General features: G+C 34.7%; 27 protein-coding genes. 1 reads left to right on the top strand and 26 read right to left on the bottom strand.

Features of this window, described 5'->3' with window-relative positions:
- Window positions 1-417: 417 nt before the first annotated feature.
- Window positions 418-621, top strand: a complete 204-nt coding sequence (locus tag BHF71_RS00845; RefSeq protein ID WP_069655796.1) for a hypothetical protein — start codon at window positions 418-420, stop codon at window positions 619-621.
- A gap of 34 nt (window positions 622-655) precedes the next feature.
- Here BHF71_RS00845 and BHF71_RS00840 read toward each other — a convergent pair whose 3' ends face one another.
- From BHF71_RS00840 to BHF71_RS00725, 26 genes are all read right to left on the bottom strand, one after another.
- Complete coding sequence (locus BHF71_RS00840) at window positions 656-1,834, bottom strand: glycine C-acetyltransferase (RefSeq protein ID WP_069655795.1); 1,179 nt, start codon at window positions 1,832-1,834, stop codon at window positions 656-658.
- Between the two features lie 39 nt (window positions 1,835-1,873).
- Window positions 1,874-2,914, bottom strand: a complete 1,041-nt coding sequence (tdh, locus tag BHF71_RS00835) for an L-threonine 3-dehydrogenase (protein WP_069655794.1) — start codon at window positions 2,912-2,914, stop codon at window positions 1,874-1,876.
- Between the two features lie 144 nt (window positions 2,915-3,058).
- Complete coding sequence (gene mnmM, locus BHF71_RS00830; protein WP_069655793.1) at window positions 3,059-3,622, bottom strand: tRNA 5-(aminomethyl)-2-thiouridylate-methyltransferase MnmM; 564 nt, start codon at window positions 3,620-3,622, stop codon at window positions 3,059-3,061.
- Between the two features lie 153 nt (window positions 3,623-3,775).
- Window positions 3,776-4,351: a phosphate propanoyltransferase gene (pduL, locus tag BHF71_RS00825; RefSeq protein ID WP_069655792.1), complete on the bottom strand. Its 576-nt coding sequence runs from the start codon at window positions 4,349-4,351 to the stop codon at window positions 3,776-3,778.
- A 132-nt stretch (window positions 4,352-4,483) separates the two neighbouring features.
- Entirely contained in the window at window positions 4,484-5,350 is an 867-nt protein-coding gene (locus BHF71_RS00820; protein ID WP_069655791.1) for a 2-oxoacid:ferredoxin oxidoreductase subunit beta, read from the bottom strand.
- The gene (locus BHF71_RS00815) at window positions 5,351-7,084 is read right to left on the bottom strand and encodes a 2-oxoacid:acceptor oxidoreductase subunit alpha (RefSeq protein ID WP_069655808.1); all 1,734 of its coding nucleotides are present in this window, start codon (window positions 7,082-7,084) and stop codon (window positions 5,351-5,353) included.
- 252 nt (window positions 7,085-7,336) lie between these two features.
- On the bottom strand, window positions 7,337-8,263 hold the full coding sequence (locus BHF71_RS00810) for a dipeptidase (RefSeq protein ID WP_084024052.1): 927 nt from the start codon (window positions 8,261-8,263) through the stop codon (window positions 7,337-7,339).
- Window positions 8,264-8,345: 82 nt separating this feature from the next.
- A complete protein-coding gene (gene spoVS / locus BHF71_RS00805) occupies window positions 8,346-8,606 on the bottom strand; it encodes a stage V sporulation protein SpoVS (RefSeq protein WP_003385776.1) in 261 nt (86 codons plus the stop codon).
- Window positions 8,607-8,718: 112 nt separating this feature from the next.
- Complete coding sequence (locus BHF71_RS00800; RefSeq protein ID WP_069655790.1) at window positions 8,719-9,513, bottom strand: TIGR00282 family metallophosphoesterase; 795 nt, start codon at window positions 9,511-9,513, stop codon at window positions 8,719-8,721.
- 229 nt (window positions 9,514-9,742) lie between these two features.
- Entirely contained in the window at window positions 9,743-11,281 is a 1,539-nt protein-coding gene (rny, locus tag BHF71_RS00795; protein ID WP_069655789.1) for a ribonuclease Y, read from the bottom strand.
- Window positions 11,282-11,468: 187 nt separating this feature from the next.
- Window positions 11,469-12,128 (bottom strand): RecX family transcriptional regulator, encoded by a 660-nt coding sequence (locus BHF71_RS00790; RefSeq protein WP_141705306.1) that lies wholly within the window; start codon window positions 12,126-12,128, stop codon window positions 11,469-11,471.
- 74 nt (window positions 12,129-12,202) lie between these two features.
- On the bottom strand, window positions 12,203-13,243 hold the full coding sequence (gene recA, locus BHF71_RS00785) for a recombinase RecA (protein WP_069655787.1): 1,041 nt from the start codon (window positions 13,241-13,243) through the stop codon (window positions 12,203-12,205).
- Window positions 13,244-13,375: 132 nt separating this feature from the next.
- Window positions 13,376-14,953 carry a DEAD/DEAH box helicase gene (locus tag BHF71_RS00780; protein WP_069655786.1) on the bottom strand — a complete coding sequence of 526 codons (1,578 nt, stop codon included), beginning with the start codon at window positions 14,951-14,953 and terminating at the stop codon, window positions 13,376-13,378.
- A complete protein-coding gene (locus BHF71_RS00775; RefSeq protein ID WP_141705308.1) occupies window positions 14,950-16,212 on the bottom strand; it encodes a competence/damage-inducible protein A in 1,263 nt (420 codons plus the stop codon). The genes BHF71_RS00780 and BHF71_RS00775 overlap by 4 nt, the downstream gene beginning before the upstream one ends.
- 63 nt (window positions 16,213-16,275) lie before the next feature.
- Window positions 16,276-16,863 (bottom strand): CDP-diacylglycerol--glycerol-3-phosphate 3-phosphatidyltransferase, encoded by a 588-nt coding sequence (pgsA, locus tag BHF71_RS00770; protein ID WP_069655784.1) that lies wholly within the window; start codon window positions 16,861-16,863, stop codon window positions 16,276-16,278.
- Complete coding sequence (rimO, locus tag BHF71_RS00765; protein WP_069655783.1) at window positions 16,847-18,196, bottom strand: 30S ribosomal protein S12 methylthiotransferase RimO; 1,350 nt, start codon at window positions 18,194-18,196, stop codon at window positions 16,847-16,849. Before rimO ends, pgsA begins: the two co-directional genes overlap by 17 nt.
- 227 nt (window positions 18,197-18,423) lie before the next feature.
- Window positions 18,424-19,284 (bottom strand): helix-turn-helix domain-containing protein, encoded by an 861-nt coding sequence (locus BHF71_RS00760; protein ID WP_069655782.1) that lies wholly within the window; start codon window positions 19,282-19,284, stop codon window positions 18,424-18,426.
- 15 nt (window positions 19,285-19,299) lie between these two features.
- Complete coding sequence (locus BHF71_RS00755) at window positions 19,300-20,082, bottom strand: DUF3388 domain-containing protein (RefSeq protein ID WP_069655781.1); 783 nt, start codon at window positions 20,080-20,082, stop codon at window positions 19,300-19,302.
- 210 nt (window positions 20,083-20,292) lie between these two features.
- Window positions 20,293-20,541, bottom strand: a complete 249-nt coding sequence (locus BHF71_RS00750) for a DUF3243 domain-containing protein (protein WP_069655806.1) — start codon at window positions 20,539-20,541, stop codon at window positions 20,293-20,295.
- An 86-nt stretch (window positions 20,542-20,627) separates the two neighbouring features.
- Window positions 20,628-21,374, bottom strand: coding sequence for an elongation factor P 5-aminopentanone reductase (ymfI, locus tag BHF71_RS00745; RefSeq protein ID WP_245683796.1), 747 nt, complete (start codon window positions 21,372-21,374; stop codon window positions 20,628-20,630).
- 186 nt (window positions 21,375-21,560) lie between these two features.
- Window positions 21,561-21,704: a hypothetical protein gene (locus BHF71_RS12010; protein WP_176717272.1), complete on the bottom strand. Its 144-nt coding sequence runs from the start codon at window positions 21,702-21,704 to the stop codon at window positions 21,561-21,563.
- Window positions 21,705-21,784: 80 nt separating this feature from the next.
- A complete protein-coding gene (gene sleB / locus BHF71_RS00740) occupies window positions 21,785-22,510 on the bottom strand; it encodes a spore cortex-lytic enzyme (RefSeq protein ID WP_069655780.1) in 726 nt (241 codons plus the stop codon).
- Window positions 22,511-22,534: 24 nt separating this feature from the next.
- On the bottom strand, window positions 22,535-22,660 hold the full coding sequence (locus BHF71_RS12445; protein ID WP_281179236.1) for a hypothetical protein: 126 nt from the start codon (window positions 22,658-22,660) through the stop codon (window positions 22,535-22,537).
- Window positions 22,661-22,827: 167 nt separating this feature from the next.
- Window positions 22,828-23,793: an ABC transporter permease gene (locus BHF71_RS00735; RefSeq protein WP_069655779.1), complete on the bottom strand. Its 966-nt coding sequence runs from the start codon at window positions 23,791-23,793 to the stop codon at window positions 22,828-22,830.
- Complete coding sequence (locus BHF71_RS00730) at window positions 23,790-24,866, bottom strand: ABC transporter permease (RefSeq protein ID WP_069655778.1); 1,077 nt, start codon at window positions 24,864-24,866, stop codon at window positions 23,790-23,792. Before BHF71_RS00730 ends, BHF71_RS00735 begins: the two co-directional genes overlap by 4 nt.
- Window positions 24,859-26,400 (bottom strand): ABC transporter ATP-binding protein, encoded by a 1,542-nt coding sequence (locus BHF71_RS00725; RefSeq protein WP_069655777.1) that lies wholly within the window; start codon window positions 26,398-26,400, stop codon window positions 24,859-24,861. Before BHF71_RS00725 ends, BHF71_RS00730 begins: the two co-directional genes overlap by 8 nt.
- Window positions 26,401-26,419 lie beyond the last annotated feature (19 nt).

Genomic DNA, 26,419 nt, shown 5'->3' with positions numbered 1-26,419 from the left:
TCGCTGGTTACGAATTTTACTTTGGAAGCCATACGATAATTGGATAAAGTTAATGGTTAAAGCACCAGGATAAAAATAGTTATTGTAAGTTGTTTTGTTTTTTTGTGAATAATTAAATCAAATAGTAATAATTGCCAAATGGACAGTGATCACCTTTAGTTGGTTACTGGTTCTTTGGTCGAAGTTTAGGAAAATATTGTTCAGAATATTGTGTGAACTAACCACTATAACTTTTATGCAACGCTATTGCTTTTTAATTTATAAAAAAGAATTGTTAAAGTTTTTACTAAATGAATAGTAATAATACAATGTAGTATTATATCAAGAATTTGTTATTTTTTAAAGGACAATTTTTTTCGTAATTTTTATAAAAATGGGTATCTTAAAGATACACCATTCTGATTTGGGGGAGATATTATGCCAAACAATAACGATATTTTTAGAAATAAACGTGATTTTGCTAGGGAAGAGTTTGCAACAGAGCTATACAAACCTAAAGGAGTACCTAGAGCTAGAGAAGCAAAATCTCAAAAAAATCAGTATGCCCCTGAGCATTATGAAGGATTAAAAGGTAAAAAGCCAAGTTTTCATATGAAAATTGGCTCCCCAAATGAAGAATAGGTACTACAAAAATAGCAGCCAGAAGGCTGCTATTTTATTTAATAATTTTTAATTCTTTACCTACTTTTTCGAAAGCATCTAAGGCCTTTTGTAAATCTTCCTTACTGTGAGCAGCAGTTACGATTGTCCTCACTCTAGCTTTACCCTTTGGAACTGTTGGATAGGCAATTCCTTGTGCAAAAACTCCTTCTTCTAACAGACGATCAGATAACTTATGTGAAAGTGCACCATCACCAACAATTACTGGAGTAATAGGTGTCTCACTTACTCCAATATCGAAACCTAAATTTTTTAATCCTTCTTTAAAGAATTTAGTGTTATCCCACAAACGCTCAATCAATTGAGGCTCATCTAGCAATAAATCAATAGCTGCACTAGCCGCAGCAGTTACTGCTGGTGGATGAGAAGTACTAAATAGGAATGGCCGTGCCCTATGAATCAAATAATCTCTAACAACCTGATCACTGGCGACATATCCTCCTAAAACACCAATTGCCTTAGATAAAGTACCAACTTGAATATGTACTCTACCATTAAGTTTAAAGTGGTCTACAGTACCTCTACCATTGTCCCCTAAGACTCCGCTTGCATGGGCATCATCAACCATAACAAGCGCATCATATTGTTCTGCTAATTCAACAATTTCTGGTAATCGAGCAATATCCCCATCCATACTGAATACGCCATCAGTAACGATTAATCGCTTACGATATTTCTGAGTTTCTTCTAATGCTTCTTTGAGATCATCCATGTCATTATGTTTATAGATACGACGAGCTGCTTTTGTTAAGCGAATACCATCAATAATACTTGCGTGGTTTAATTCATCACTTATTACAACGTCTTGCTCAGTTAATAAAGATGATAAAACACCCACATTAGCTGTAAAACCTGATTGGAAAACTAACGCAGCTTCAGTATGCTTAAATTTCGCAAGTTTTGCCTCAAAGTCATTATGCATACTAAAAGTCCCAGCGATTGTACGAACAGAGCCGGTTCCCGCTCCATACTTCTCAACAGCTTTTAGAGCAGCCTCTTTTAAACGTGGGTGGTTGGTTAGACCCAAATAGTTATTGGAAGAAAGTTGAATTACTTCTTTCCCATTGATTACAACTTTTGCACATTGGTCTGACTCGATTTCTACTAAGTTTCGGAATAAACCCTGTTCTTTCATGGACTCAAGCTCTTCGTGTAGATATTCAAATCCTTTCATCATCTTCCTCCTTTTCTTTAATATATTTTTTATAAAAATTTAAGGGATTAATACTACCTTCCCTGACTTACCACTGATCATCAATTCAAAACCTTTTTCAAATTCTTCTAATGGAAGGGTGTGGGTTATAATTGGATTTAAATCAACAGCACCTGATTTTAATAAACCAGAAACTTGTTGCCAAGTTTCAAAGATTTTTCTTCCAGTAATACCATGGATAGTTGCACCTTTGAAAACAATATCGTTTGTAATATCGATTTCAACTGACTTTGAAGGTAATCCTAACATTGATATTCTACCACCAAATGTTAGCATTTTAAAACCTTGTTGAATAGCAACGGGGTGTCCAGACATTTCCAAGACAACATCTGCCCCATTACCATCAGTTATATCATATACTTCCTTTACAGGATCTACTTCGCTGGAATTAATAGTTATTGTAGCACCCATTTTTTCAGCTAATTTCAAACGATAATCGTTAATATCCGTAATTATTACCTGCTTAGCTCCAATTGCCTTCGCAGTAGCTGCCGCCATTATACCGATAGGTCCTGCACCAATAACTACCACATTTTTACCTGTTACTTCTCCCGATAAAAGTGTGTGAACAGCATTACCCATTGGTTCCTGGATGGAAGCGATTTCAAACGGAAGGTCCCGATCATTCTTCCATAAGTTGGTCGCCGGAATCGCAACATACTCAGCAAAAACACCATTACGATCTACACCTAATATTTCTGTATTTTGACATACATGATATTGACCGATTTGGCATTGATGACACTCATTACAAATAATATGGGTTTCAGCAGAAACATGGTCCCCAACCTTTACATTTGTAACTTCGCTACCTACCTCGACGACTTCTCCAGAAAACTCATGTCCAAAGATCATTTCAGGCTTAATACGACTTGCTGCCCAATCATCCCAAGTATATATATGTACATCTGTGCCACAGATAGAAGTAGCTTTTACTTTTACTAACGCTTCATTTGGTTTGATCTTCGGTATATCAACCTCTTTTAATTCCGCGCCAGGTCCACTTTGAGACTTCACAATAGCTTTCATTTTTCCTTCCACAGTGTACTCTCCTTTCGAGTTGGAAATACTAAAAAACTTAGTAACATCAGAGTCATTATATCACCGAAGCCTAAAATAGTAAATATGAGTTGTCCATACCTAGTAGACAGAAGTATTTTTTTTTGAAAAAAATAAGTTAATTTTTTATTCTCTGATTTTTTCTATCGCTATAAGGAACGGTGGGTTATGGACCTGGTTTAAGAATCGATATTTAATAACAGCATATTTTTTTTGAGGTAGTGTTTGTAAGTATTTTTCAACTTCTGCTGCCTCAGCTCCTCCATCATGTCCGATATAAAGTACTAAAGTTATAACTCCTCCAACTTTTAAAAGTTTAAGTAGGATCTCAATTGCTTTTATAGTGGTTTGTGGTTTAGTTGTTATCGATTTATCTGAGCCCGGTAGATAACCTAAATTGAACATCGCCGCTGTTACTGGTTCCTTTACCCATTTATCAATGTATTCATGACTAGCTTCAATACATTCTACTCGAGAATCTAAATTGTCAATTTTTAATTTGGCAATTGTTTTCGCAATCGCTTCCCTCTGTACGTCAAAACCATAAACTCTCCCTGAATCCCCAACAAGTTTTGCCAAAAACAACGTATCATTCCCATTCCCTAAGGTAGCGTCAACGACTATATCTCCCTGATTAGTTCGTTCTTCTACAAGTTTATGAGCGTATTCCAACACTCTTTGAAAACTCATTTATTATTTCAACCTTTCTTATTTTAACTTCTATAGTATTTTCAACTATGTGTTATATATTTTGATATATGACTTAAAAATCTCGGATTTAGAATTAAAGAATTGGCAAAAGCCAATTCTTTAACTGATGTTTCCTCTTATAAATCATATTAATCAATTCTCGTAATACAGTACTTCTACTTCATCACCATTTTTAAGGCCTGCTGCATTCGCTTCGTCTGTGTCTACATGGAATTCAAGAGCATAATTTTCGGAAACTCTTGCTAAAACATTTTCGAAAATTACACCCCTTTCGCCTCCTACTTGTACACGAACGCGGTCTTGATCTTTAACACCAAATTCCTTAGCGTCTGAAGTATGGAAATGAATATGTCGAGCTGCTAAAATTACTCCCTTTTCCAGCTCAACTTCACCTTTAGGTCCAATTATCTTGACCCCTGGAGTATCCACTAATAACCCTGAATCACGTACAGGAGGTTTCACTCCCAATGCAAAGCTGTCCGTACGAGATATTTCAACTTGAGTTTCCCTCCGTACAGGTCCAAGAATGCGCACATTTTCTATTTTCCCCTTAGGCCCTACAATAGTTACAACTTCCTTTGATGCATATTGGCCCGGTTGGGATAAATCCTTTAATATATTTAGTTCATATCCCTCTCCAAATAGAGCATCTAAATCATTTCTTGATAAATGTATATGACGGTTAGAAATACCCACAGGTACCCTCATTGCATAAACTCCTTCCCTATGATGTATGTTATGTAAGGCAATATACATTATAACTTATTTTTATCAATTGTTACAAATTAAAAAAATAATGACCACCCATTTATTTATCTGGGTAGTCATAATTTTTTATTATTATTCAAATTCTCTTAAGAGATCTGTGAAATCTTCTCTAGAAATACTCATATTTTGTTTAACTAAAGGCTCTTGCTTAAAGTTAGGAACTAAATTCTCATATGATTCACGTTCTGGGTCTCGATAGACGATACCAGTTACTAAGCTATCATGTTCCATAACTTTTTGAACTGCTAAAACCCTATTTGAATTATCAAAATTTTGATCTTCATCTAAATTGACAATACGCTCTTTAAACCAATCATAAGTGTTAAACTTATTAAAAGCTATACATGGACTAAATACATTGATGAAAGAAAAACCTTTATGTTTAATACCTTCTTCAATGATCTTAGTTAATTGAGCAAGATTACCTGCAAAACCTTGAGCAACAAAACCAGCGCCCGCAGAAATCGCCAATTCTAATGGACGAATAGGTTGTTCAATTGATCCCAATGGAGTACTTTTTGTTTTTGCTCCAAAAGAACTTAAAGGCGATGTTTGACCTTTAGTTAATCCATAAATATGATTGTCCATAACAACATAGGTAATGTCAATATTTCTTCTAATCGCATGAATAGTATGATTTGTACCGATTGCAAATCCGTCTCCATCTCCACCTGCCGCTAATACGGTTAAATCACGATTTGCCATCTTAACACCTTGAGCAATTGGAAGAGCACGTCCATGGATACTATGGAATCCATAAGATTTAATATATCCTGAAATACGACCGGAACATCCAATACCAGAAACAACTGCCATATTTTCTGGTTCAAGTCCTATATTAGCTGCTGCTTTTTGGATAGCTGTTAAAACGGAATAATCTCCACAACCTGGACACCAGTTAGGTTTTATATCAATACGAAAGTCTTTAAATGTTGACATTTAGATCAACCCCCTAATTCCGTCATAAATCTCAGAAGGTAAGAAAGGATTACCATCATACTTAAGTAAGCTTTTAACTTTATCGATCATACCAAAATTCATATTTAATAAATTAGCAATTTGTCCTGTACCATTATTTTCGACAACTATTACCTTCTTGGCTTTTTCCATTAATTCCTTTAATTGATCTTTAGGTAATGGATGAATTAGACGAATATGGGCTTGGTTAATTTTATAACCATCTTTTTCTAATCTACTTACTGCCTCTGCAATAGCCCCATGGGTTGATCCGATACCAATTACTAAGATTTCTGCTTCATCGTGTGATTTATTTATAATAACTGGGTTATTAATCTTAATATTATTAATTTTATTTAAGCGTTTTTCCATCATCTTTTTGCGATTAACTGGGTTTTCAGATGGGAGACCAGTTTCAGCATGTTCAACACCAGTTACATGATGGATACCGTTCTTCTGTCCGGGGATTACTCTAGGTGAAATTCCGTCTTCAGTGAACAAATAACGCTTATAAAGTTCTCCCTCTAATTCTGGTAGCTCTTGGTCACCCAAGTATTTTCCGCGATCAATTTCAATTTTATCATAATCAAGAGGTTCCACAGTTTGTTTACCCATGCCCAATGCTAAATCAGTTAATACGATAACTGGGCATTGATAGCGGTCTGCAAGATTAAATGCTTCTACGGTATCATAAAATGCGTCCTCGATAGAATTAGGTGCAATGACGATTTTTGGAATTTCACCATGGGTTCCAAATATTGCAGCGTTAAAATCACTTTGTTCATTTTTTGTTGGTAACCCTGTACTAGGACCACCACGTTGGACATCAACAATAACTAATGGAGTTTCAGTAATACCTGCTAACCCTATAGCTTCTTGCATTAATGCTAAACCAGGTCCAGAAGTAGATGTCATTGTACGAACTCCGCCATAAGAGGCTCCAATCGCCATTGTAACCGCAGCAATTTCATCTTCAGTTTGAATTACAGTTCCACCAAACTTAGGTAGTTTCTTTATTAGATATTCCATCACTTCAGAAGCTGGGGTAATAGGATATGCAGGCATAAAACGCACTCCTGCAGCGATTGCGCCTAAGGCAACCGCTTCATTACCTGTCATGAAAAGACGTTTTTTACCATCAGCTTCAGCTAAACGTAATTCTTCTAATGGACCATTAGTCTCCTTGTTTACATATTCTGCGCCTTGTTTAAGCGCTTCCATATTTTTATCAACAACTTCTTGACCTTTTCTTAAGAACATTTCCTCTATTATCTCTTTAAAACTTTCAATTGATAACCCTAACAAAGCACTTGTTGCACCAAGAGCTACCATATTTTTCATTAAGATATTCCCAAGATTTCGTGAAATTTCTGTAAAAGGTACCGATAAAAGCCTAACATTATCCTTGTTTGCTACAGGCTTAAATTTGGAATCAGCAATTATAACTCCGCCATCACGTAATTCACCACTATTTAAGTCGATTGTCTCTTGATCAAAGGCAACTAATATATCTAGATTGTCTGAGATTGCTTTCATAGATTTAGTAGTAACTCTAATCTTATAATTAGTGTGACCACCCTTAATCCTAGAAGAAAAATGACGATAGCCGAATAAATGATAGCCAAGTCTATTAAGTGCCGTTGCAAAAATTTCACCAGTACTATCTATGCCTTCACCCTGTTGCCCTCCAACTTTCCATGAAAGTTGATTAACCATTTTTTCTCCACCCCTTTTAATAATAAAAATCTGTAATTGCCCATTTGATGTAATATATTTTTTATCTCTATTAGTCACCTTACCTTAAATATAACATAATCCCTGCTCTAGTGTATGACTAATTTTAAAAAAATGCAAACTATTTAACTATTTAGTATTCTTTATAAAATTGTAAAACAATAAAAAAAAGCTTAAAAAATCAATAGATATATTGTTTCTCTCACTATTTCGTAATAATCTGATCATTCAGATTTATAAGGCTCTTTTAAAGTAATTTAGCCAGTTATCACCTAAAATTGCTCTTACAATATGGCTTGGAAATTTTTTATGTAAATTATTTGCTAGATTATCAAGATCTCTAGCATCTTGTAATTCAGATAAAGTAGTTGCCCCATCAAAGTCAGAACCTAATCCAACATTAGAGATTCCTCCCAACTCAGCAATATGTTCTATGTGCAGAATTAAATCATCAATAGTTGCGTGATCTTTATTTGCTACAAAATTTTTAACAAATGTAATTCCAATCATCCCACCGCTCTCTATAATGGCTTTAATTTGCTTATCTGTTAAATTTCTAGGATGATTGCAAAACTTTCTAGTATTTGAATGTGAGGCGATGATTGGTTTTCTAGTAATTTCAACTACGTCCCAAAATCCTTTTTCAGAAAGATGCGATACATCAACTATCATATTTAATCTGTTCATTTCATCAATTACCATCTTCCCGAAAGTGGTTAAGCCACCACCCCTTGGTTCCATAATTCCATCAGCAACTTCATTAGCATGATTCCATGTTAAACCAATTATTTTCACCCCGAGTTTGTGAAGTATTCTTAGCTTACTTAAATCTCCCTCTAAAGCTTCAGCACCTTCTAACGATAGCAGTCCAGCTATTTTCTTAGCTTTTAATATCTCCTCTAGTTGGAAGTAAGTTGTTGCTAATTGAATTTTATCAGCTTTTTTAATTATTTTTTCGTAAAAAGTATCAATTGATTTAATAGCTTGTTGGAATTTCGGCTGTTTTGATGTAGAAACAAAAATAGCAAATATTTGAACACTAACCCCAACATTAATCATTTTTGGAAAATTCAAACTTAATTGATCGCTGGATTGGTAAAAATCAAGTTTTTCATCCTTTAACATCTTCCATAAAACATCAGTATGCGCATCAATGATCAAAGAATATCTCTCCCTTGCTATTGTTCTTAAAAGGAGAAAAACCTGTTTTTCCTAGGGAAAAACAGGTTTTCTATGCTTAGTTTTATCGTGGCTCGACAATCAATTTGATAGCTGTCCGCTCTTCACCGTCAATTACAATATCTGTGAAGGCAGGTATACATATAAGGTCAACACCACTTGGCGCAACGAACCCTCTAGCAATCGCTACTGCTTTCACAGCTTGATTAAGTGCACCCGCGCCAATAGCCTGTATTTCAGCGGCACCACGCTCGCGAAGTACTCCAGCTAGTGCACCTGCAACAGAATTAGGGTTAGATTTTGCTGAAACCTTTAATACTTCCATGGATTGAAACCTCCTCAATTGATGGATTGAAACCACTACTATATATATTCGTTAAATCTTCAAATGATTCCTTCCAGTTAAATAAAAAATATCAAAAAATTTAGAACAAACCCTACCATAGTGGATGATCAGGATCAATCCTTATACGTTCAATTTTTTCAGCTTTACCTGTTACAAGATTAATATCTATAATCACACTATTTAACTGCCATTTACTACTCTTATCCACTTCAAATCTATTAGGTAATTGAGTAAGAAACTTATCGATTACCGCCTCTTTTTTCATACCCAATATTCCATCATAAGGACCTACCATTCCCACATCAGTAATATAAGCTGTTCCATTTGGAAGGATTCTTTCATCACCAGTCTGAACGTGGGTGTGTGTCCCAATAACTGCAGATACTCTTCCATCTAGATACCAAGCTAGTGCTTGTTTTTCAGAAGTTGCTTCAGCATGAAAATCGACGATAATATTAACTGTTTCTTTTTTAATTTTCTCAATTAACATATCTACAGTTTTAAATGGACATTCAAGGGGTGGAAGATATGTTCGCCCCTGTAAGTTTATAACTGCAAGTTTAAAATTGTTAAAATGAATCATCGTATATCCATTTCCAGGTGTACCTTCTGGAAAATTAGCAGGCCTTATTAAATTTTTGTAATCATCAATAAAGTCAAAAATAGCCTTTTGATCCCACGTGTGATTTCCTAAGGTAATTACATTAATTCCCCATTGAAAAAATTGTTTCACTATTTTTTCATTTATTCCTCTGCCTCCAGCAGCATTTTCTCCATTAGCAATGATAATGTGTGGATGATATTTTTCTTTCAATTTCACAATATTTTCTTCTATCGCCAATCTACCCGGAGAACCAACTATATCACCTATAAATAAAATTCTCATATTTTGTCACTCCCTCTAGTCATTGCCGTAACCCCTAGTTCCTAAAAAACATCATGATTACTTCAACGATTATTATAACTTAAACCCTGCATCTAAGCGAGAGATTCATATAACGTCATGCAATCCTAATATTTTTGTAACTAAATTCTAGATTTCTTTATTACCCCATATTTTCCAAGATCACCATATTTATTCTAAAGTTTAAAAAAATAAAGTGGCTATCGCCACTTTATTTTGCATATTCGACCGCTCTAGTTTCACGTATAACAGTAACTTTAATATGCCCAGGATAATCAAGTTCATTTTCTATCCGTTTAGTAATATCCCTTGCAAGAAGATAAGCATCAGAATCACTAATATTTTCTGGGTTAACCATGATCCTAACTTCTCTTCCTGCTTGGATCGCATAAGATTTTTCAACCCCAACAAAGGAGTTTGATATTTCTTCTAACTTTTCCAATCGTTTAATATAAGTTTCTAAAGTCTCACGTCTAGCACCAGGTCTTGCTGCAGATAAAGCATCAGCTGCACCAACTAGTACTGAAATTGTTGATGTAGGTTCAACATCTCCATGGTGAGAAGCTATACTATTGATCACTACAGGATGTTCATTATATTTTTTTGTTAATTCGACTCCTATTTCTACGTGTGATCCTTCCACTTCATGATCAATTGCTTTACCAATGTCATGTAATAACCCTGCACGCTTAGCTAGTGTTACGTCTACTCCTAGTTCAGCAGCCATTAAACCACATAGATGAGCAACTTCAATGGAATGTTTCAATACGTTTTGCCCATAACTAGTTCTAAACTTAAGTCGACCTAAAATTTTAATCAAATCAGGATGCAAATTATGAACACCTACTTCAAAAGTAGCTTGTTCACCGTAATCTCTAATTCTCTCATCAACATCCTTTCGAGCTTTAAGCACCATCTCCTCGATTCTTGCCGGATGAATTCTGCCATCTGCAACTAATTTTTCAAGAGCAGTACGAGCGATCTCTCTCCTTATCGGATCAAACCCGGATAAAATCACAGCCTCAGGAGTATCATCAATAATCAGATCAATACCCGTTAAGGTTTCTAAAGCTCGAATATTCCTTCCTTCTCTACCAATAATTCTACCCTTCATCTCATCATTTGGCAGAGTAACTACAGAAATGGTGGTTTCTGCAACATGATCAGCAGCACAACGTTGAATCGCAGTAGTTATAATTTCCCTAGCTTTCTTGTCTGCATCCTCACGAGTTTTTTGCTCAATTTCTTTTATCTTTAATGCAGCTTCATGACGGACTTCTCGCTCAACATTTTCTAAGATGATTTGTTTAGCCTCTTCTGAAGTTAAGCCCGAAATTCTTTCGAGTTCAGCAATCTGTTCTTGCAACAATTCTTCAACCTTTGCTCGCGTCTCTGATATTAATTTTTCCTTTTGATTTAGAGATTCTTCTTTTCTGTCTAATTGTTCATGTTTCTTATCTAATGACTCCTCTTTTTGAAGTAATCTTCTTTCTAAACGTTGAATTTCATATAGTCTCTCTCTAATATCTCTATCGGCTTCATTTTTAATTCTGTAGGCTTCATCCTTTGCTTCTAAAATCAACTCTCTTTTATAAGCCTCGGCTTCTTTATTTGCCTGTTCAACAATCTTTCTAGCCGCCTCTTCAGCACCTGAGATCTTCGCTTCAGCAATGGATCTTCTAATTAAATAACCCACACTTACTCCTACAGTAGTTGACGCAAGCAAAAGGGAAATATCAAATACATCCATAGGTTCACCTCCCTTTGCTTACCTAAAAAATAAGACCGATCCCAGCTCGGTCTTTGGAATTCGTTCATTTTAAAATCTTTCATTGTTAAAGGAAATGACATAATCAAAGTAAAAATAGAAATGGAACTGAAAAAAATATACATAATTATTTTATTATTCAATGTAAGGGTTGTCAAGAAGCACCAATTTAAAATGATTCTTCCGACTGTAAATTATTTCCATTGTGCTCTTGCAGTATTCTATTGATTGTATTGTAGGAAAATCCTCTTCGACCAAGATAAGCAGCCAATTTTCTTTGAACTTCCGTTCGATTTTGGCCTTTAAGTTGTTTTAATTTCTTTTCTGTCAATTTCACTGCCATCTCATATTCTAGATTATCATCAATTTCTTCTAAAGTATCACCAATAACCGTATCACTTAAGCCTCGATTTTTCATCTCATAGGCTAATAATTTTCTCCCCTTCGGATTGGAATTAATCCTTTGATTAATAAATTGCTTTGCGTATAACTTATCATCCAATAGTCGCTCGTCTTTCAATTTATTTACAATGGGCTCGATCAGCTCAATGGCATAACCTTGTCGAGTTAAGTACTGTTTAACCTCCAATTCAGTTCTTGGCCTATAACTGATGTATTTCAGTGACTTTTGCCATACTTTATTCCTTTCTTCTTCTTGAATAATCGCTTGAAAGTCTTCCTGCTCAATCTCTTTACCTTTAAGTAAGCGAAAGGAAATCAAGACATCTTCATGAACTGAAAAGGCATAGTTGTCATTAACATAGATATTATATCTTTTTTTATTGTTAATTTGTTGTTCAATCTTTGTTATCTTCATAATCTTTGACATAATTTCACCTTCCAAAAATAGAGCACCTCAATAGGTGCTCTATTTTTTAGCTATCACATTACTATCATAAATGATTATGCTTCTATCATAGGATTACCATCCGTTTCTGAGATTGTACCGGGGGTATCCCCAAGATTATAGTGCTCTCTTATCTTAAATTCTATCTCTTCCGCAATCTCAGGGTGCTCCTTAAGGTATTGTTTGGCGTTTTCTCTACCTTGTCCAAGTCTTTCATCATTAAAAGAATACCAAGCACCACTTTTAGATACAATGTCTAAATCCGATCCAATATCTAAAAGACTTCCTTCCCTTGAAATACCTTCACCGTACATAATATCTACATCGGCTTGCTTGAAAGGTGGCGCAACTTTATTTTTAACAACCTTTATCTTAGTCTTATTTCCAACCATCTCATTACCTTGCTTGATAGTTTCAGCACGTCTAACTTCAAGACGAATACTGCTATAAAATTTTAAAGCTCTTCCACCTGGAGTAGTTTCAGGATTTCCAAACATTACTCCAACTTTTTCACGAATTTGGTTGATAAAAATCGCAATCGTCTTGGACTTATTAATAGCCCCTGAAAGTTTTCTTAATGCTTGAGACATTAGCCTCGCTTGTAATCCAACATGAGAGTCTCCCATCTCACCATCAATTTCAGCTTTAGGAACCAATGCAGCAACGGAATCGATAACAATTATATCTACTGCCCCACTGCGTACCAATGCTTCCGCAATTTCTAATGCTTGTTCACCTGTGTCAGGCTGTGACAGCAACAGCTCATCAATATTAACTCCTAACTTACTAGCATATTGTGGATCTAGAGCATGTTCTGCATCAATAAAAGCAGCTTGTCCACCAATTCTTTGGACTTCAGCAATCGCATGTAAGGCTACAGTAGTTTTACCCGAAGACTCAGGTCCATATATTTCAACAATTCTGCCTCGAGGATAACCGCCTATACCTAATGCTATATCTAAAGCTAGTGCACCACTAGAAACAGTCTCAACTTTGGTAGCTGCATGAGCCTCGCCCAATTTCATAATAGAACCTTTTCCAAATTGTTTTTCGATCTGGCGTAGTGCCATATCTAAAGCAGCTTTACGATCACTCACCGTATTCTCCCCTTTATCTTTTATTTCAGAAAATCTATGGTATTATCATATAATGAATTTTGACTTTAGACAAGTATTTTTACGAACATTTATTCCCTTGTATACATTTTCTAATTTACTAAAGAGGCAGTTTTATGATCTGGGTCTTGCTGGTTCTAGAAAAATTCTATATCCATTAAATCGATAGTTTTTTAGTCCTTCATATACAAAAGGTGCAAATTCTTCCTTAACTTCTATAAAAGAGAAGCGGTCAAAAATATTAATCTTTCCGATATCTTTAATAGGCATATCAATTTGCTCTGATACCAATTCCACGATTTTCTTAGGGGTCAATTCAAGATTTCGCCCAATGTTCATAAAGAATTTAACCATTCCTTGCTTTGCGCCGGTTTCCCCAAAGTAGTATGGATCATTCAAACTTTCATTTTGGGTTTGCTCATTAAATGCTAGATGCAAAGCCGCAGCAGCTACTTCATTTAATGCATAATCACTTGTCAATTCTTCTAATAAATTGTTAAAAACTGATAAATTTCTATTACTATCAAGCAAGTTCTGGATCTGTTTTTTCCACTGTAGTTGTTGAAGATTAATTATTTCTTCCATAGTCGGTAATGAGTTCGGGGTAATTTTTGATCCGATCTCCTTTTCAATAGTACGTAATTGTTTTATTTCTCTAGGAGTCACTAAAGTAATTGCAACCCCCTTCTTATCGGCTCTACCCGTTCTCCCAATACGATGGACATAGCTTTCAGGATCTTGAGGAATGTCATAATTTATCACATGGGACACATCTCCAATATCTATTCCACGTGCTGCTACATCAGTTGCTATTAAATATTCAATTGATTTTTCTTTAAAAGCTCTCATTACCTTATTTCTCTGGTATTGACTTAAGTCTCCATGTATTCCATCTGCCATATAACCCCTAGCTTGTAATGCTTCTGTTAGCTCGTTCACAGATTTTTTGGTACGACAAAAAATAATCCCAAGGCTAACTTTATGGCTATCTATGATTCGACAGAGACTATCTAATTTGTATTTATCCAATACTTTGTAATAGATTTGTTCAATACTAGGTTTAGTTAAATCACCACTATTAATCGCAATATATTTAGGTTTTTTTAGATATTGTTTTGCTAATTTTTGTATTTCTCTTGGCATAGTAGCAGAAAATAGTAAAGTTTGCCTATCATTAGGTGTTTTACTTATTATTTCTTTTATATCATCTATAAAGCCCATATCTAGCATCTCGTCAGCTTCATCTAATACTAGGTATTTAATGTCCTTAAAATGGATAGTATTTCTACGTAAATGATCTAGGACTCTTCCGGGTGTTCCAATAATAATATGTATCCCCATTTTTAACGCCTTTATTTGACGACCAATCGGTTGACCACCATAAATGGGCAAAATTTTTAATCTCTTAAAAGCAGCAATTTTTCTTAACTCTTCGGAAACTTGGATCGCTAATTCTCTTGTCGGTGTTAAAACGAGTCCTTGAATTATTGGCTTTTTAGAAATCATTTCTATCATGGGAATACCAAAAGCCGCCGTTTTTCCTGTACCGGTTTGGGCTTGTCCAATCAAATCCCGCTTACCCAATATAAAAGGGATAGAGGCCTTCTGAATTGGTGAAGGTTCTTCAAATCCCATCTTATCTATCGCCATTAAAATTTCCTTACTTAATTTATAATTGGAAAATAAATTCATTCTTTGTCGTTCAACCTTTCTCTTAATCTATCCCATAAAAAGTAAAATACATATTTGGCAGCACGCCACTGTATAGATTGTCTATTTCCGGATAAGTGGATTTCTTTAACTACAGTTTCTTTACCCTTTTCACTTATCCCAATATAGGTTAATCCCACAGGTTTTCCCTCAACCTTATCAGGGCCAGCTATACCTGTAATCGAAATCCCGATATCTGTATTAAATAGTTTTAAAGTGTTTTCAGCAAGAATTTTAGCTGTCTCCATGCTTACAGCACCATATTCTTCAAGAATCTCTTCTGGAACCTGGAGTATTTTGCTTTTTATTTCATTGGTGTAACAAATAACACCACCTTTGTATACTAGAGAACTTCCTGGAATTTTAGTGATTTGTCTCCCAATCAATCCCCCAGTGCAGCTCTCCGAGACTGAAATAGTTAAATTTAACTCATTAAGAAATCTGAATACTACTTGTTCAATTTTTTCTTCTCCATATCCAAAATGATAATCTTGCAAACGGTTATGGATCTCTTTTTCTATTGGGTAAATTATGGACAATGCTGCTGATTCATCTTCTGCTCTAGCGGTTAACCGAATGGTTACTTCCCCTTCATTTGCATATAACGCAACGGTTGGATTGCTTTGATTTTCAATGATATCAACAACTTTATCCTCCAAAAGAGATTCACCAATTCCTGCAAATCGCATGATCTTTGAGTGAAAAGTTTGTCCTTGGTTACGCTTTACTAACCACGGAGCAACAAAGTGTTCTAGCATTGGTTTCATTTCAGATGGAGGCCCAGGAAGAAAGATATAGGTTATCTCACCAATTTCTAAACCTAGACCAGCAGCTAAACCATAATTGTTAGGAAACACAGTACTTCCTTCAATGATCATCGCCTGCTTAATGTTATTTTCTGTCATCTTTATTCTTCTTTGGATAAAGTAATCTTTGATCTTCTCATAGGTTGATTGATGAAGCAACATTCGTTTATTCATCAAATCAGCTGCTACTTCTTTGGTTATGTCGTCCTGAGTTGGACCTAATCCACCAGTAAAAATTATTATGTTTGAGCGCTTTTGAGCTTGGATAATAGCTTCTTTAAGCCGCTGTTCATTATCCCCTACGGTAACATGAAAATATATAGGAATACCAATTTCAGCCATTTTCCGAGAAATATATTGTGCATTTGTGTTTGCAATCTGTCCTAATAATAATTCAGTCCCAACAGCGATTATTTCACCCTTATACACAGCTATTACCTCCAAAAGAGAGCAAACTAACTTCAAAACCAAACATTTAAATTTCTAATTTTAAAATTTCTATTTTTTGTCCTTAGTTTTCTTAATTACATGTAAATTCTTGATAAAATAATCAACACCAGATACAACAGTTATTATTACAGCAATCCAGATCATCCATTGATCAACTGGTATGTGCAAAAAAGTGAAAGGAAAATTATTAAGCATTAGTAGTACAACCGCAATTATCTGGGTAATAGTTTTCAATTTTCCTAACTTACTTGCTGCAATTACCTTCCCTTCTGCAGCAGCTATTTGTCTTAAACCAGTTATAGCAAATTCTCTACTGATAATAACAATAGCAATCCATGCCGGAAGACGTTGCATTTCCACTAACGATATCAAAGATGCGGTAATTAGCAATTTATCTGCAAGTGGATCTAGTAATTTACCAAGATTAGTAATTAATTTCCATTTTCTCGCAATATAACCATCTAAACCATCGGTTACAGCAGCGATGATAAAAATCACAGTTGCAATAATTTCACTGTAAGTCACAACTTCTCCGGCGATTATGATTTCACCAAAATCAAATTTAATTAATAAAAAAATCATTATAACTGGTACTAAGAAAATCCTAACTAATGTAATTTTATTTGGCAGATTCATTTGAAATACCCTCCCCTACGAGGTCAAAATCATATGAATGAGTAATTCTCACAGTAACAATATCTCCAACATTGGCTTTAATATTACTTACAAAAACCTCACCATCTATCTCAGGTGCATCATATTGTGTTCTACCAATATAAACATCATTTTCTTCATCATAACGATCAATTAGTACTTTAAGTTCTTTACCGATAAATTTTGAGTTATTCTCATTTGCAATCTCCCTTTGAACTTCCATCAGTATTTGAGCTCTTCGTTCCTTTTCTTCTTGCGGAACTTGATTTGGAAGTCTAGATGCAGGAGTTCCTTCTTCTTCTGAATAGGTGAATACCCCTAAACGATCAAACTTAATCTCTTTAACAAATTCGACTAGGTTGTTAAAGTCTTCTTCAGTCTCTCCTGGAAATCCTACAATAATTGAAGTTCGTAATGCCACATCCGGTATTCTTTTACGCAATTTACTAATCAATGCACGGATATCCGTCTGACGCCCAGGCCTTAGCATTTTCTTTAATATATGGTCTTCACTATGTTGAAGTGGAATATCAATATACTTACAGAGCTTAGGATTCTTTTCAAATACCTCAATTAATTCATCAGTAATGTAACCCGGATAAAGATAATGAAGACGAATCCAATATAATCCATCGATTCTTGATAACTCATTTATTAAAGTTGGAAGCATGAGCTCGTCATATTTATCAATACCGTAGTATGAAGTATCTTGAGCAATTAAACTGATTTCTTTAACACCTTGAGCAACAACGTCCATTGCCTCATTAACAATTGAAGTTATTCCACGGCTCCGAAATTTTCCTCTAAGTGAAGGGATTACGCAGAAAGTACAGGAATTGTCACATCCCTCAGCAATTTTTATATAGGCGTAATGAGACGGGGTTGATCTTCTTCTCGGTAACTTTCGGTCGTAGGAAAATATTGGATTGCCAATGAATATTGGCTTTTTTCCATCTAAAGATTTATTAATAACTTCAACAATGCGATCAAATTCCCCAGTACCAACCAAGCCATCTATTTCAGGGATTTCCTGTATCAGTTCGTCTTTATAACGTTGACTCAAACATCCTGCAACAACTAATGACTTGAGTTTAGCTGTCTTTTTATACTCAGCTAGCTGTAAAATAGTGTTTATTGACTCCTCCTTAGAAGCATCAATAAAGCCACATGTATTGACAACTATTACTTCTGCATTTTTTTGATCGTCTGTGATTTCATATCCATTTTCATCAACCAATCCTAGCATGATTTCCGAATCTACTAAGTTTTTTTCACATCCTAAAGTTACTATTGATACCTTCATTTTCTGTTTCATCTAGTCCCCCAACTTTCTAGTACGCATAATTCTTCACCAAGTATATTATAAGAGCTAATAGGTGTCAAAAAAGAAAGTCATATATGATTTTAATGTATGTAAAAAAAAGGCCCCCTTGTGAAGCCTTCTTTTATTATAGTCTAAAATTGAAAAAAATTCTCTAGTTTAAGTATAATCAATTTTATATTATCATTAAACTATTCAAAATCAATTTACCCTACAATAAATTAAAAATCTTGATTTTTTACATTTAAAAGTATATATTTAGGATTTTGTTCGTTTCCGACTTCAATTTTTTGTTCGTTCAGAAAAATATCTACTCCAGCAGCATTTCCAAGGTGAATCCATAAAGGTTTATCAAACGAAATTAGCTCTGTTTCCTGTCCAGAATAAAGTGTACCAGTTAACAATTCTTTACCGTCCGGACCACTTTCTCGAATCGAATACCAACATGCATCTGTAGCACGTAATTGTAACTGAACTTTAGTTCCTGGTGCATAACTCACTTCATATTCGTCGAGTAGATACTTACCGTAATATGAAGTCTTTAACTTTTTGATTTGAACCAACTCTTCCGTGGGTTCTTTTTCATCACTTTGTTCGACATTAGTTTCACTATTCGATTCATTTGGAATTGAAGGTGAAACTGAGTCAATCTCAATATTAGGATTAGTTATGATATCACCACGTAAATCTTCGTCTTGATCATTAGAGTATTTTACATAGAAAATATAGACAAAAACAATTATCATGGTGATTAATACATAAACTAATGAAACCCTGAGCCAGTTACCAAGCTTAGATGTTTTCGATTCAAGAATATAGTTTGATCTGATTGGAATGTTTTCCAAGTCAGGTTTTGGTAAGGACTCTTGATACTCCTTTAAGATCGCTGGATCAAGTTCTAAAACTTCTGCATAAGATTTTATGAATGCTTTTGCATAAAATTGTCCAGGAAGTTTATCAAGGTTACCGTCCTCTATCGCTTGGATATATCTTGACCTAATCTTTGTCATTTCTTGAATATCTTCAATCGAAAGTCCTTTTTTGATCCTTAATTCTTTTAACGTTTGACCTATATCTTCCATCAATTCACCCCCATTCTAACTTATATCAAAAGATGAAAAACTAGTATTAATTAAATCATAAGTTATTTCCTCATCTGGATCATTTCTAAGCTCAACTATATAGTCAAAATCATCGTACTCATATTCCGTTTCTCTTATAAAAATATCTGGATGTTCTATCACTTTTGTTGCTGGTAATCTCATAATTTCTCTTACCAAAGCGTGATGTCGTTCATTAGAGCGTAAAGTTGTTACTATTCCATCTATTATGAAGATATTATCAGGATTAAACTCATCATCAGCAAGTTGGCTTCTTACAGTCTGCCTTAGCAAAGTGGAAGAAATGAAAGTCCATCTTTTATTAGCAGAAACACTACCAGCTACTACAGATTCTGTTTTACCGACTCTTGGCATCCCTCTTATACCAATTAGTTGATGACCATCATTCTTAAAAATTTCACATAAAAAATCAACTAGTAGCCCCAGTTCATCCCTGACAAAACGAAACGTCTTTTTATCCGAGAGATCTCGATCAATATATCTTCCATGTCTAACAGCCAACCTGTCCAACATTGTCAACGGCCTAAAAGCCGTTACAGTAATGTTATCAATATACTTTAGTACATTGCTTAATAGCTTTATTTTCTCTTCATTATCAGTTTGAATTATCATTCCTCGTTTACGTAAATCCACACCATTAATCGTTACTATTAATATAGACATCATACCTAAAATTGATGAAATGTCCCCAAGTAACCCCGGTCTATTCTTGTGTATTTCGTATTCTAAATACCATTGGTTTTTTTCTTCAATTACCATTATTGAACCCCATTTTTTAAATTTTATTTAATTCATTTCAGATAGCATTATAAAATCACATTTTAAATTGTTTAATTCTACATAATCACTAAAATTCCTCTATTAAATTAAAGAAAAATATGTCTAAATATTTAAAAAGCCCCGTTATCGGGGCCTCATTTAAAAATTACGTAATTTACATAATAAAAGTTTTTGGAAATCAGGTAATTACTAATGTTTATCCACGTAATTAACCATAATTTGAGCTAATACTTTTTGTTGTTCATCATTACTTGCTTCCCAAAGTTCTTTCAGTAAACGTTCTTCAGTATTTTTAGGATCAACTTTCTCAGCTAAGTAATCACCTATTTGATAAGCAAGTGTTGCAATAGTTTCATTATTCATACCTAATTTTTGTGCTTGATCTACCCGGTTATTCAAAAACTCCTTCCAGTCGTTAAAGTTATCTAACACTGACAACATTTTCTACCTCCTATATTGTAATTGCGGATAAACTCCCGCTCATTTTGTAATATGGTTAATTTTTTTGAGTTTTATTCAAAAAACTAATTCCAACCACCGTCAATGTTTATTATTTGCCCTGTAATATAAGAGGAATTAGGGTGCAGTAAATACAACACACTATGCGCGATTTCTTTCGCTTTAGCAAATCTTCCCATTGGTATTTCATTTTTTAATATTTCAATTTCTTCTTGGGTAAAATCGACCATCATTGGTGAAAATACTATTCCTGGAGCGATTGCGTTAACCGTAATTCCTGAAGGTGCTAGTTCCTTCGCAAGCGCCTTTGTAAAAGTATTTACTGCTCCTTTTGCCATAGAATATGCTACTTCGTTAGCTGCTCCTTTATCCCCCCAGACAGATGAGATGTTAACTATCCGACCGTATTTTTGCCTAATCATTTCAGGGATAACTTTTTGAGAACAGAAAAAGGTGCTTAAAACATGACTATCAATTACCTTTTTCCACTCCACAAAATCAATATCCTGAACCAAACCATATTGTGCAATTCCGGCATTATTAATCAAAATATTTGGATATAAATTCATGCTTTCTAACTTTTTAAAAATCATCTCTATTTGCTCAATTTTCGTTAAATCTCCTTGAATAACATAGGTATTAACTCCTTTATCTTTACAGATTCTCTCGACTTTATCGATATTGTTTTTATTTTTATGATAATGAAGAATAACATCGATTCCATGTTCTGCTAACATCACTGATATTGCGGAACCAATTGTTCCTGAAGCTCCTGTTATCATGGCTATTTTTTTAATTCTACTTTCAATCAATTTGCCTAACACCTCTTACAAAGTTATTCTAAATACTATTTATATAATAAATCATTACTTTAGCACAAAGAACACATTTGAACAACATTTTTGATAAGAGGCTAATTTTGGTTAATTTGAAAAAAGGAGGATTTAAACCTTTAAACCTCCTTTAAGCATTTTCATAAAGCTATTTAGTGTAGATAATCACATATCACTATCATAAATATCGTCTACGTCCTTTATATCGGTAAACCTTCCACACTCTGGATTTAAACACAACATACCTTCTAACAGTCCATCTTTATAGTACATTCCATTATTTCCATCACAATATCTACATGTCCACAATTTTATCACTCCGACTAATGTAATCGATTTACCAATTGAAATTAATCCACTAAATCTTAGAACTGTTTTACGGAAAGTAATTATTTACTAAAAATATGCTTTCCAATCTTTTTAATTTGTGGTCGTGACCAAATCCATGCTGACGTTGCAGTGTCAGGATTAAAATAATAAATCGCGCCACCGCTAGGATCCCAACCAGCTATAGCATCTCTAACAGCCCTTTTCGCTGTTTCGTTTGGTGTGAGCCAAATTTGGCCATCAGCCACTGCTGTAAATGCACCAGGCTCAAAGATAACTCCCGAAGGTGTGTTTGGAAAGGCTGGGTTTTTTACACGATTTAAGATAACTGCTGCAACTGCTACTTGACCTATGTATGGTTCTCCCCTTGCCTCCCCGTATACTGCATTTGCCATCAGCTTAATATCATTATCTGAAAATTGCTTTGTTGAATAGGTTTTTTTAGTTGTTGTCTTTGATTTTGCTCTCCAGTTTTTTGTTGCTAGCCATAATTTATACTTTGTCTTTGGTCCAACAATTCCATCAACTTTCATTCCGAATCTATATTGAAAGTTTCTAACAGCCCAATAGGTTTTCCAACCAAAGATCCCATCGATTTTTCCTTTGTAATACCCTAAATACTTTAATCGGCCTTGTAATTCATATACGTCCCCTCCTCTTTTACCAACTACCAATATTTCTTTACCAAAGGTAGTTTGATCAGGCACTAAATAATTGCTAATTGAGAGATAAACCACAGATAATAATAATGTGAATGAAAGAAGTAAGATTAATCTGTACTTATTCATGCTGACTCCTCTTTCTAAAAATTGTTAATCATTATCTGGTTTTTCAGGATGAAGTGGTTTATCTGAAGGTATTATCTCGGGTTGAGAAGGGGGAAAGATTTCAGGAACTTTATTAGGTTGAATTTCAAAACTTTGAAAATTGCTTAGCATTTTATCAACCTCCTTAATTTGTTCAATCTTATCTTTCCCTAATTAGCTGTTTTTTAGCAAAAATAAGAGTAAATTTTTCTTACGAAACAAAAATGCTGAAAAACAAAAAAAGTCAGTCTTAACTATTAAGAACTGACTTTTTTCTTATATTAAATATCTTAAATAACCTATCTTGACCCTTTAACATATGGCTTACCTATAGCTTTTGGTGGTATAGCTTTACCAATTAATCCTGCTAAAACTAGGATTGTTAAGACATATGGAAGCATGAAGATAAAGTCAACAGGAACATACTTTGTTAATTCAAATACTTGCATTAATGAATTTAGTGCTTGAGCGATACCAAAGAAAAGTCCCGCACCAAGTATTCCAAAAGGATTCCATTTACCAAAAATTAATACTGCTAAAGCAATAAATCCTTGCCCAGAAATTGTAGTATGTGAGAAGTTACTAGTTGTTGTTAACGCAATAGAAGCTCCTCCCATTGCTGCAAAAACACCACTTAACATAACACCAATATATTTCATTTTATAGACATTGATTCCCATAGTATCAGAAGCTTTTGGGTGTTCACCAACTGAACGAAGTCGTAATCCAAAAGGTGTCTTCCATAATACATAGTAACTTACAAATACCAAAATTATTGCCAAATAACTAGTAGGATAAGCAGTAAAGAATGCCTTTCCGATATAAGGTATGTCAGATAAATAAGGGATCTCCCATTTAGTGAAAACAGTTTGTAATGTTTTGGTTTGACCTGCTCCATTAAAGATTATCTTTGTTAGATAAACAGTAGCTCCTAATGCCAAGAAGTTTAATGCCACACCACTTACTACGTGATCGGAATTGAAAGATACAGTTGCAACAGCATGGATTAAAGAGAATAACAAACCTGCTACTATTGCTACCAAGAAACCGATCCAAGGTGACCATGGGCTTCCACCTAAACTTTGATCAACAAAATGAGTTACCACTGCACTTGTAAATGCCCCAACGATCATTAAGCCTTCTAAAGCAATATTTACGATACCAGACCTTTCAGAGAAAAGTCCACCCAATGCAGCCAAAATTAGGGCTGTAGAAAACACAATAGTATTGTGCATCAAATCACTGAGAATGCCTAACCAACTCATTCTACAGCACCCCCCTTTTCTTTTCTTCTAAATGGTTTTAGGATAAATTTAACTAATCCACTTGCAGCTACGAAGAAAATAACTGAAGCGATAACGATTTCGATAACTTCAATAGGTACTCCAGCAACGAATTTCATACCAGCTGCTCCAAACTCCAATACTCCAAATAGGATTGCTGCAAAAATAACACCCAAAGCAGTATTAGCTCCAATTAGTGCAACTGCAATACCATCAAATCCATATCCAGGCAATGAAGCAGAAATAGTCATGTACTTAAATACACCTAATACTTCAATCGCTCCACCTAGACCTGCAAATACACCACCAATGAACATTGCATTAATAACATTCTTGTTAACGTTCATTCCGGCATATTCAGCAGCATGTGGATTGAAACCTACCGCTCTAAGTTCAAATCCCATTTTTGTTTTCCAAAGAATTATATAGAAAACAAATGCGGCTAAAATAGCAAGAATTATTCCCCAGTGAAGTCTTGCGTAACCGAAAAATTCGGACAACGTATTAAGAGAAATTGATGCAGAGTCTTGAATTATCTCAGAACGCTGTTGCCCAGGCGCTCTTAAGTAATTAGCTATGATATAGTTAGCTAAATAAAGAGAAATATAGTTTAACATGATTGTTGTAATAACTTCATTTACTCCACGCTTTGCCTTTAAGTAACCGGAAATTGCTCCCCAAAATCCCCCTAAGAGAGCCCCTACAATGATTGCCAATGGTGCATGGATGTACCATGGTAACGCAAATTGAGTACCGATCCACACAGCACCTAATGACCCCATTACGAACTGTCCTTCAGCACCAATGTTGAATAATCCAGTTCTAAAAGCAAACGCAACGGAAAGACCAGTGAAGATAAGAGGTGTTATCTGTCTTATAGTTTCACCGATGTTATATAAGTCACCAAAAACCTTTTGAAATAATGCCGTATAAGCTAATAATGGATTATATCCCCCTAATAGCATTACAACTGCCCCAAAAAGTAATCCTAGTAGGATTGCCATTAATGGGATTAACGAGGAATCTTTAGTAAAAAACTTAACAATCTTATTCATTACCCGCTTTTACCCCCTCTGTTGTTGCACCAGCCATCATCAATCCAAGCTCCTTCTCGGATGTTTTCTTAGGATCGACAACACCTACAATTTTTCCTTCATAGATAACCGCAATTCTATCTGATACATTCATGATTTCGTCTAATTCTAAGGAAAGTAACAAGACTGCTTTTCCTTTATCTCTTTGTTCTACAAGACGTTTATGAATAAACTCAATGGCCCCAACATCCAATCCTCTTGTTGGCTGTGCAGCAATAAGAAGATCTGGATCTTTATCTACTTCACGGGCAATAATTGCTTTTTGTTGGTTACCACCAGAAAGCGCTCTAGCTAAAGTATCTACACTAGGCGTTCTTACGTCAAACTCTTCAATTAATTTCTTAGCATGAGTATTAATTTTATTGTAGTCTAAGAACCTATTTGTCTGAAATTCTGGATAAAAATAAGTTTCAAGAACTAGATTTTCACCCATGGTAAAGTCAAGAACTAATCCACGCTTATGTCTATCTTCAGGTATATGAGATATCCCTGATTCAGAAATTTCCCTAGGAGTATTATTAGTTATATCAGTATCTTTAAGGTAAACTTGTCCAGATTCAACTTTTCTAAGACCTGTAATTACCTCAATTAATTCACTTTGACCATTACCGTCAACTCCGGCAATTCCAAGGATTTCTCCAGCTCGTACTTCAAAAGAAATCTCATTTAATGCAGTTAACCCACGATTATCCTTGGCTGTAACATCAGATACTCTTAAAATAACATCCTTTGGATCAGCAGGTTTCTTATCAACAGCAAAGGTGACTTCACGACCAACCATCTTGGAAGCCAATTCATCTTGGTTAGTATCTTTAACAGCTAAACTATCAATAACTTTACCTCGCCTAATAATCGTCACACTATCAGCGATTGCCATTATCTCTTTTAACTTATGCGTAATAAGGATAATTGATTTACCTTCATTTACAAGATTACGCATAATGCCAATAAGATCTTCAATCTCTTGCGGAGTTAAAACTGCTGTCGGTTCATCAAAGATGATGATATCTGCTCCACGATACAAAGTTTTTAAAATCTCTACTCTTTGCTGCATACCTACTGAGATGTCCTCAATTTTCGCATCTGGATCTACATGTAATCCATACCTTTTAGATAACTCAAGCACTTGTTCTCTTGCTTTATTATAATCTATTTTCAATCCCATTTTAGGTTCTGAACCAAGGATAATGTTTTCTGTAACTGTAAAGTTCTCAACCAACATAAAGTGTTGGTGCACCATTCCGATTCCTAGGTCATTAGCTACATTTGGATCAGTAATTTGAACTGCTTGTTCATTGATGAAAATTTGACCTTCATCTGGTTCGTAAAGTCCGAATAGAATATTCATTAGGGTTGACTTACCAGCCCCATTTTCACCTAATAAAGCATGGATTTCTCCCTTTTTTACTTTAAAAGAAATACTATCATTAGCAACAATTCCTGGAAATCTTTTTGTAATTCCTCTCATTTCAACTACATATTTAACATCTTTCATTTAACTCCACCCTTTGCTG

This window comes from Vulcanibacillus modesticaldus (assembly GCF_001730235.1).
GTDB classification, from domain to species: Bacteria; Bacillota; Bacilli; order Tepidibacillales; family Tepidibacillaceae; genus Vulcanibacillus; species Vulcanibacillus modesticaldus.
The sequence above is the reverse complement of the archived record's forward strand: the minus strand, read 5'-3'. Positions and strand labels throughout refer to the sequence as shown.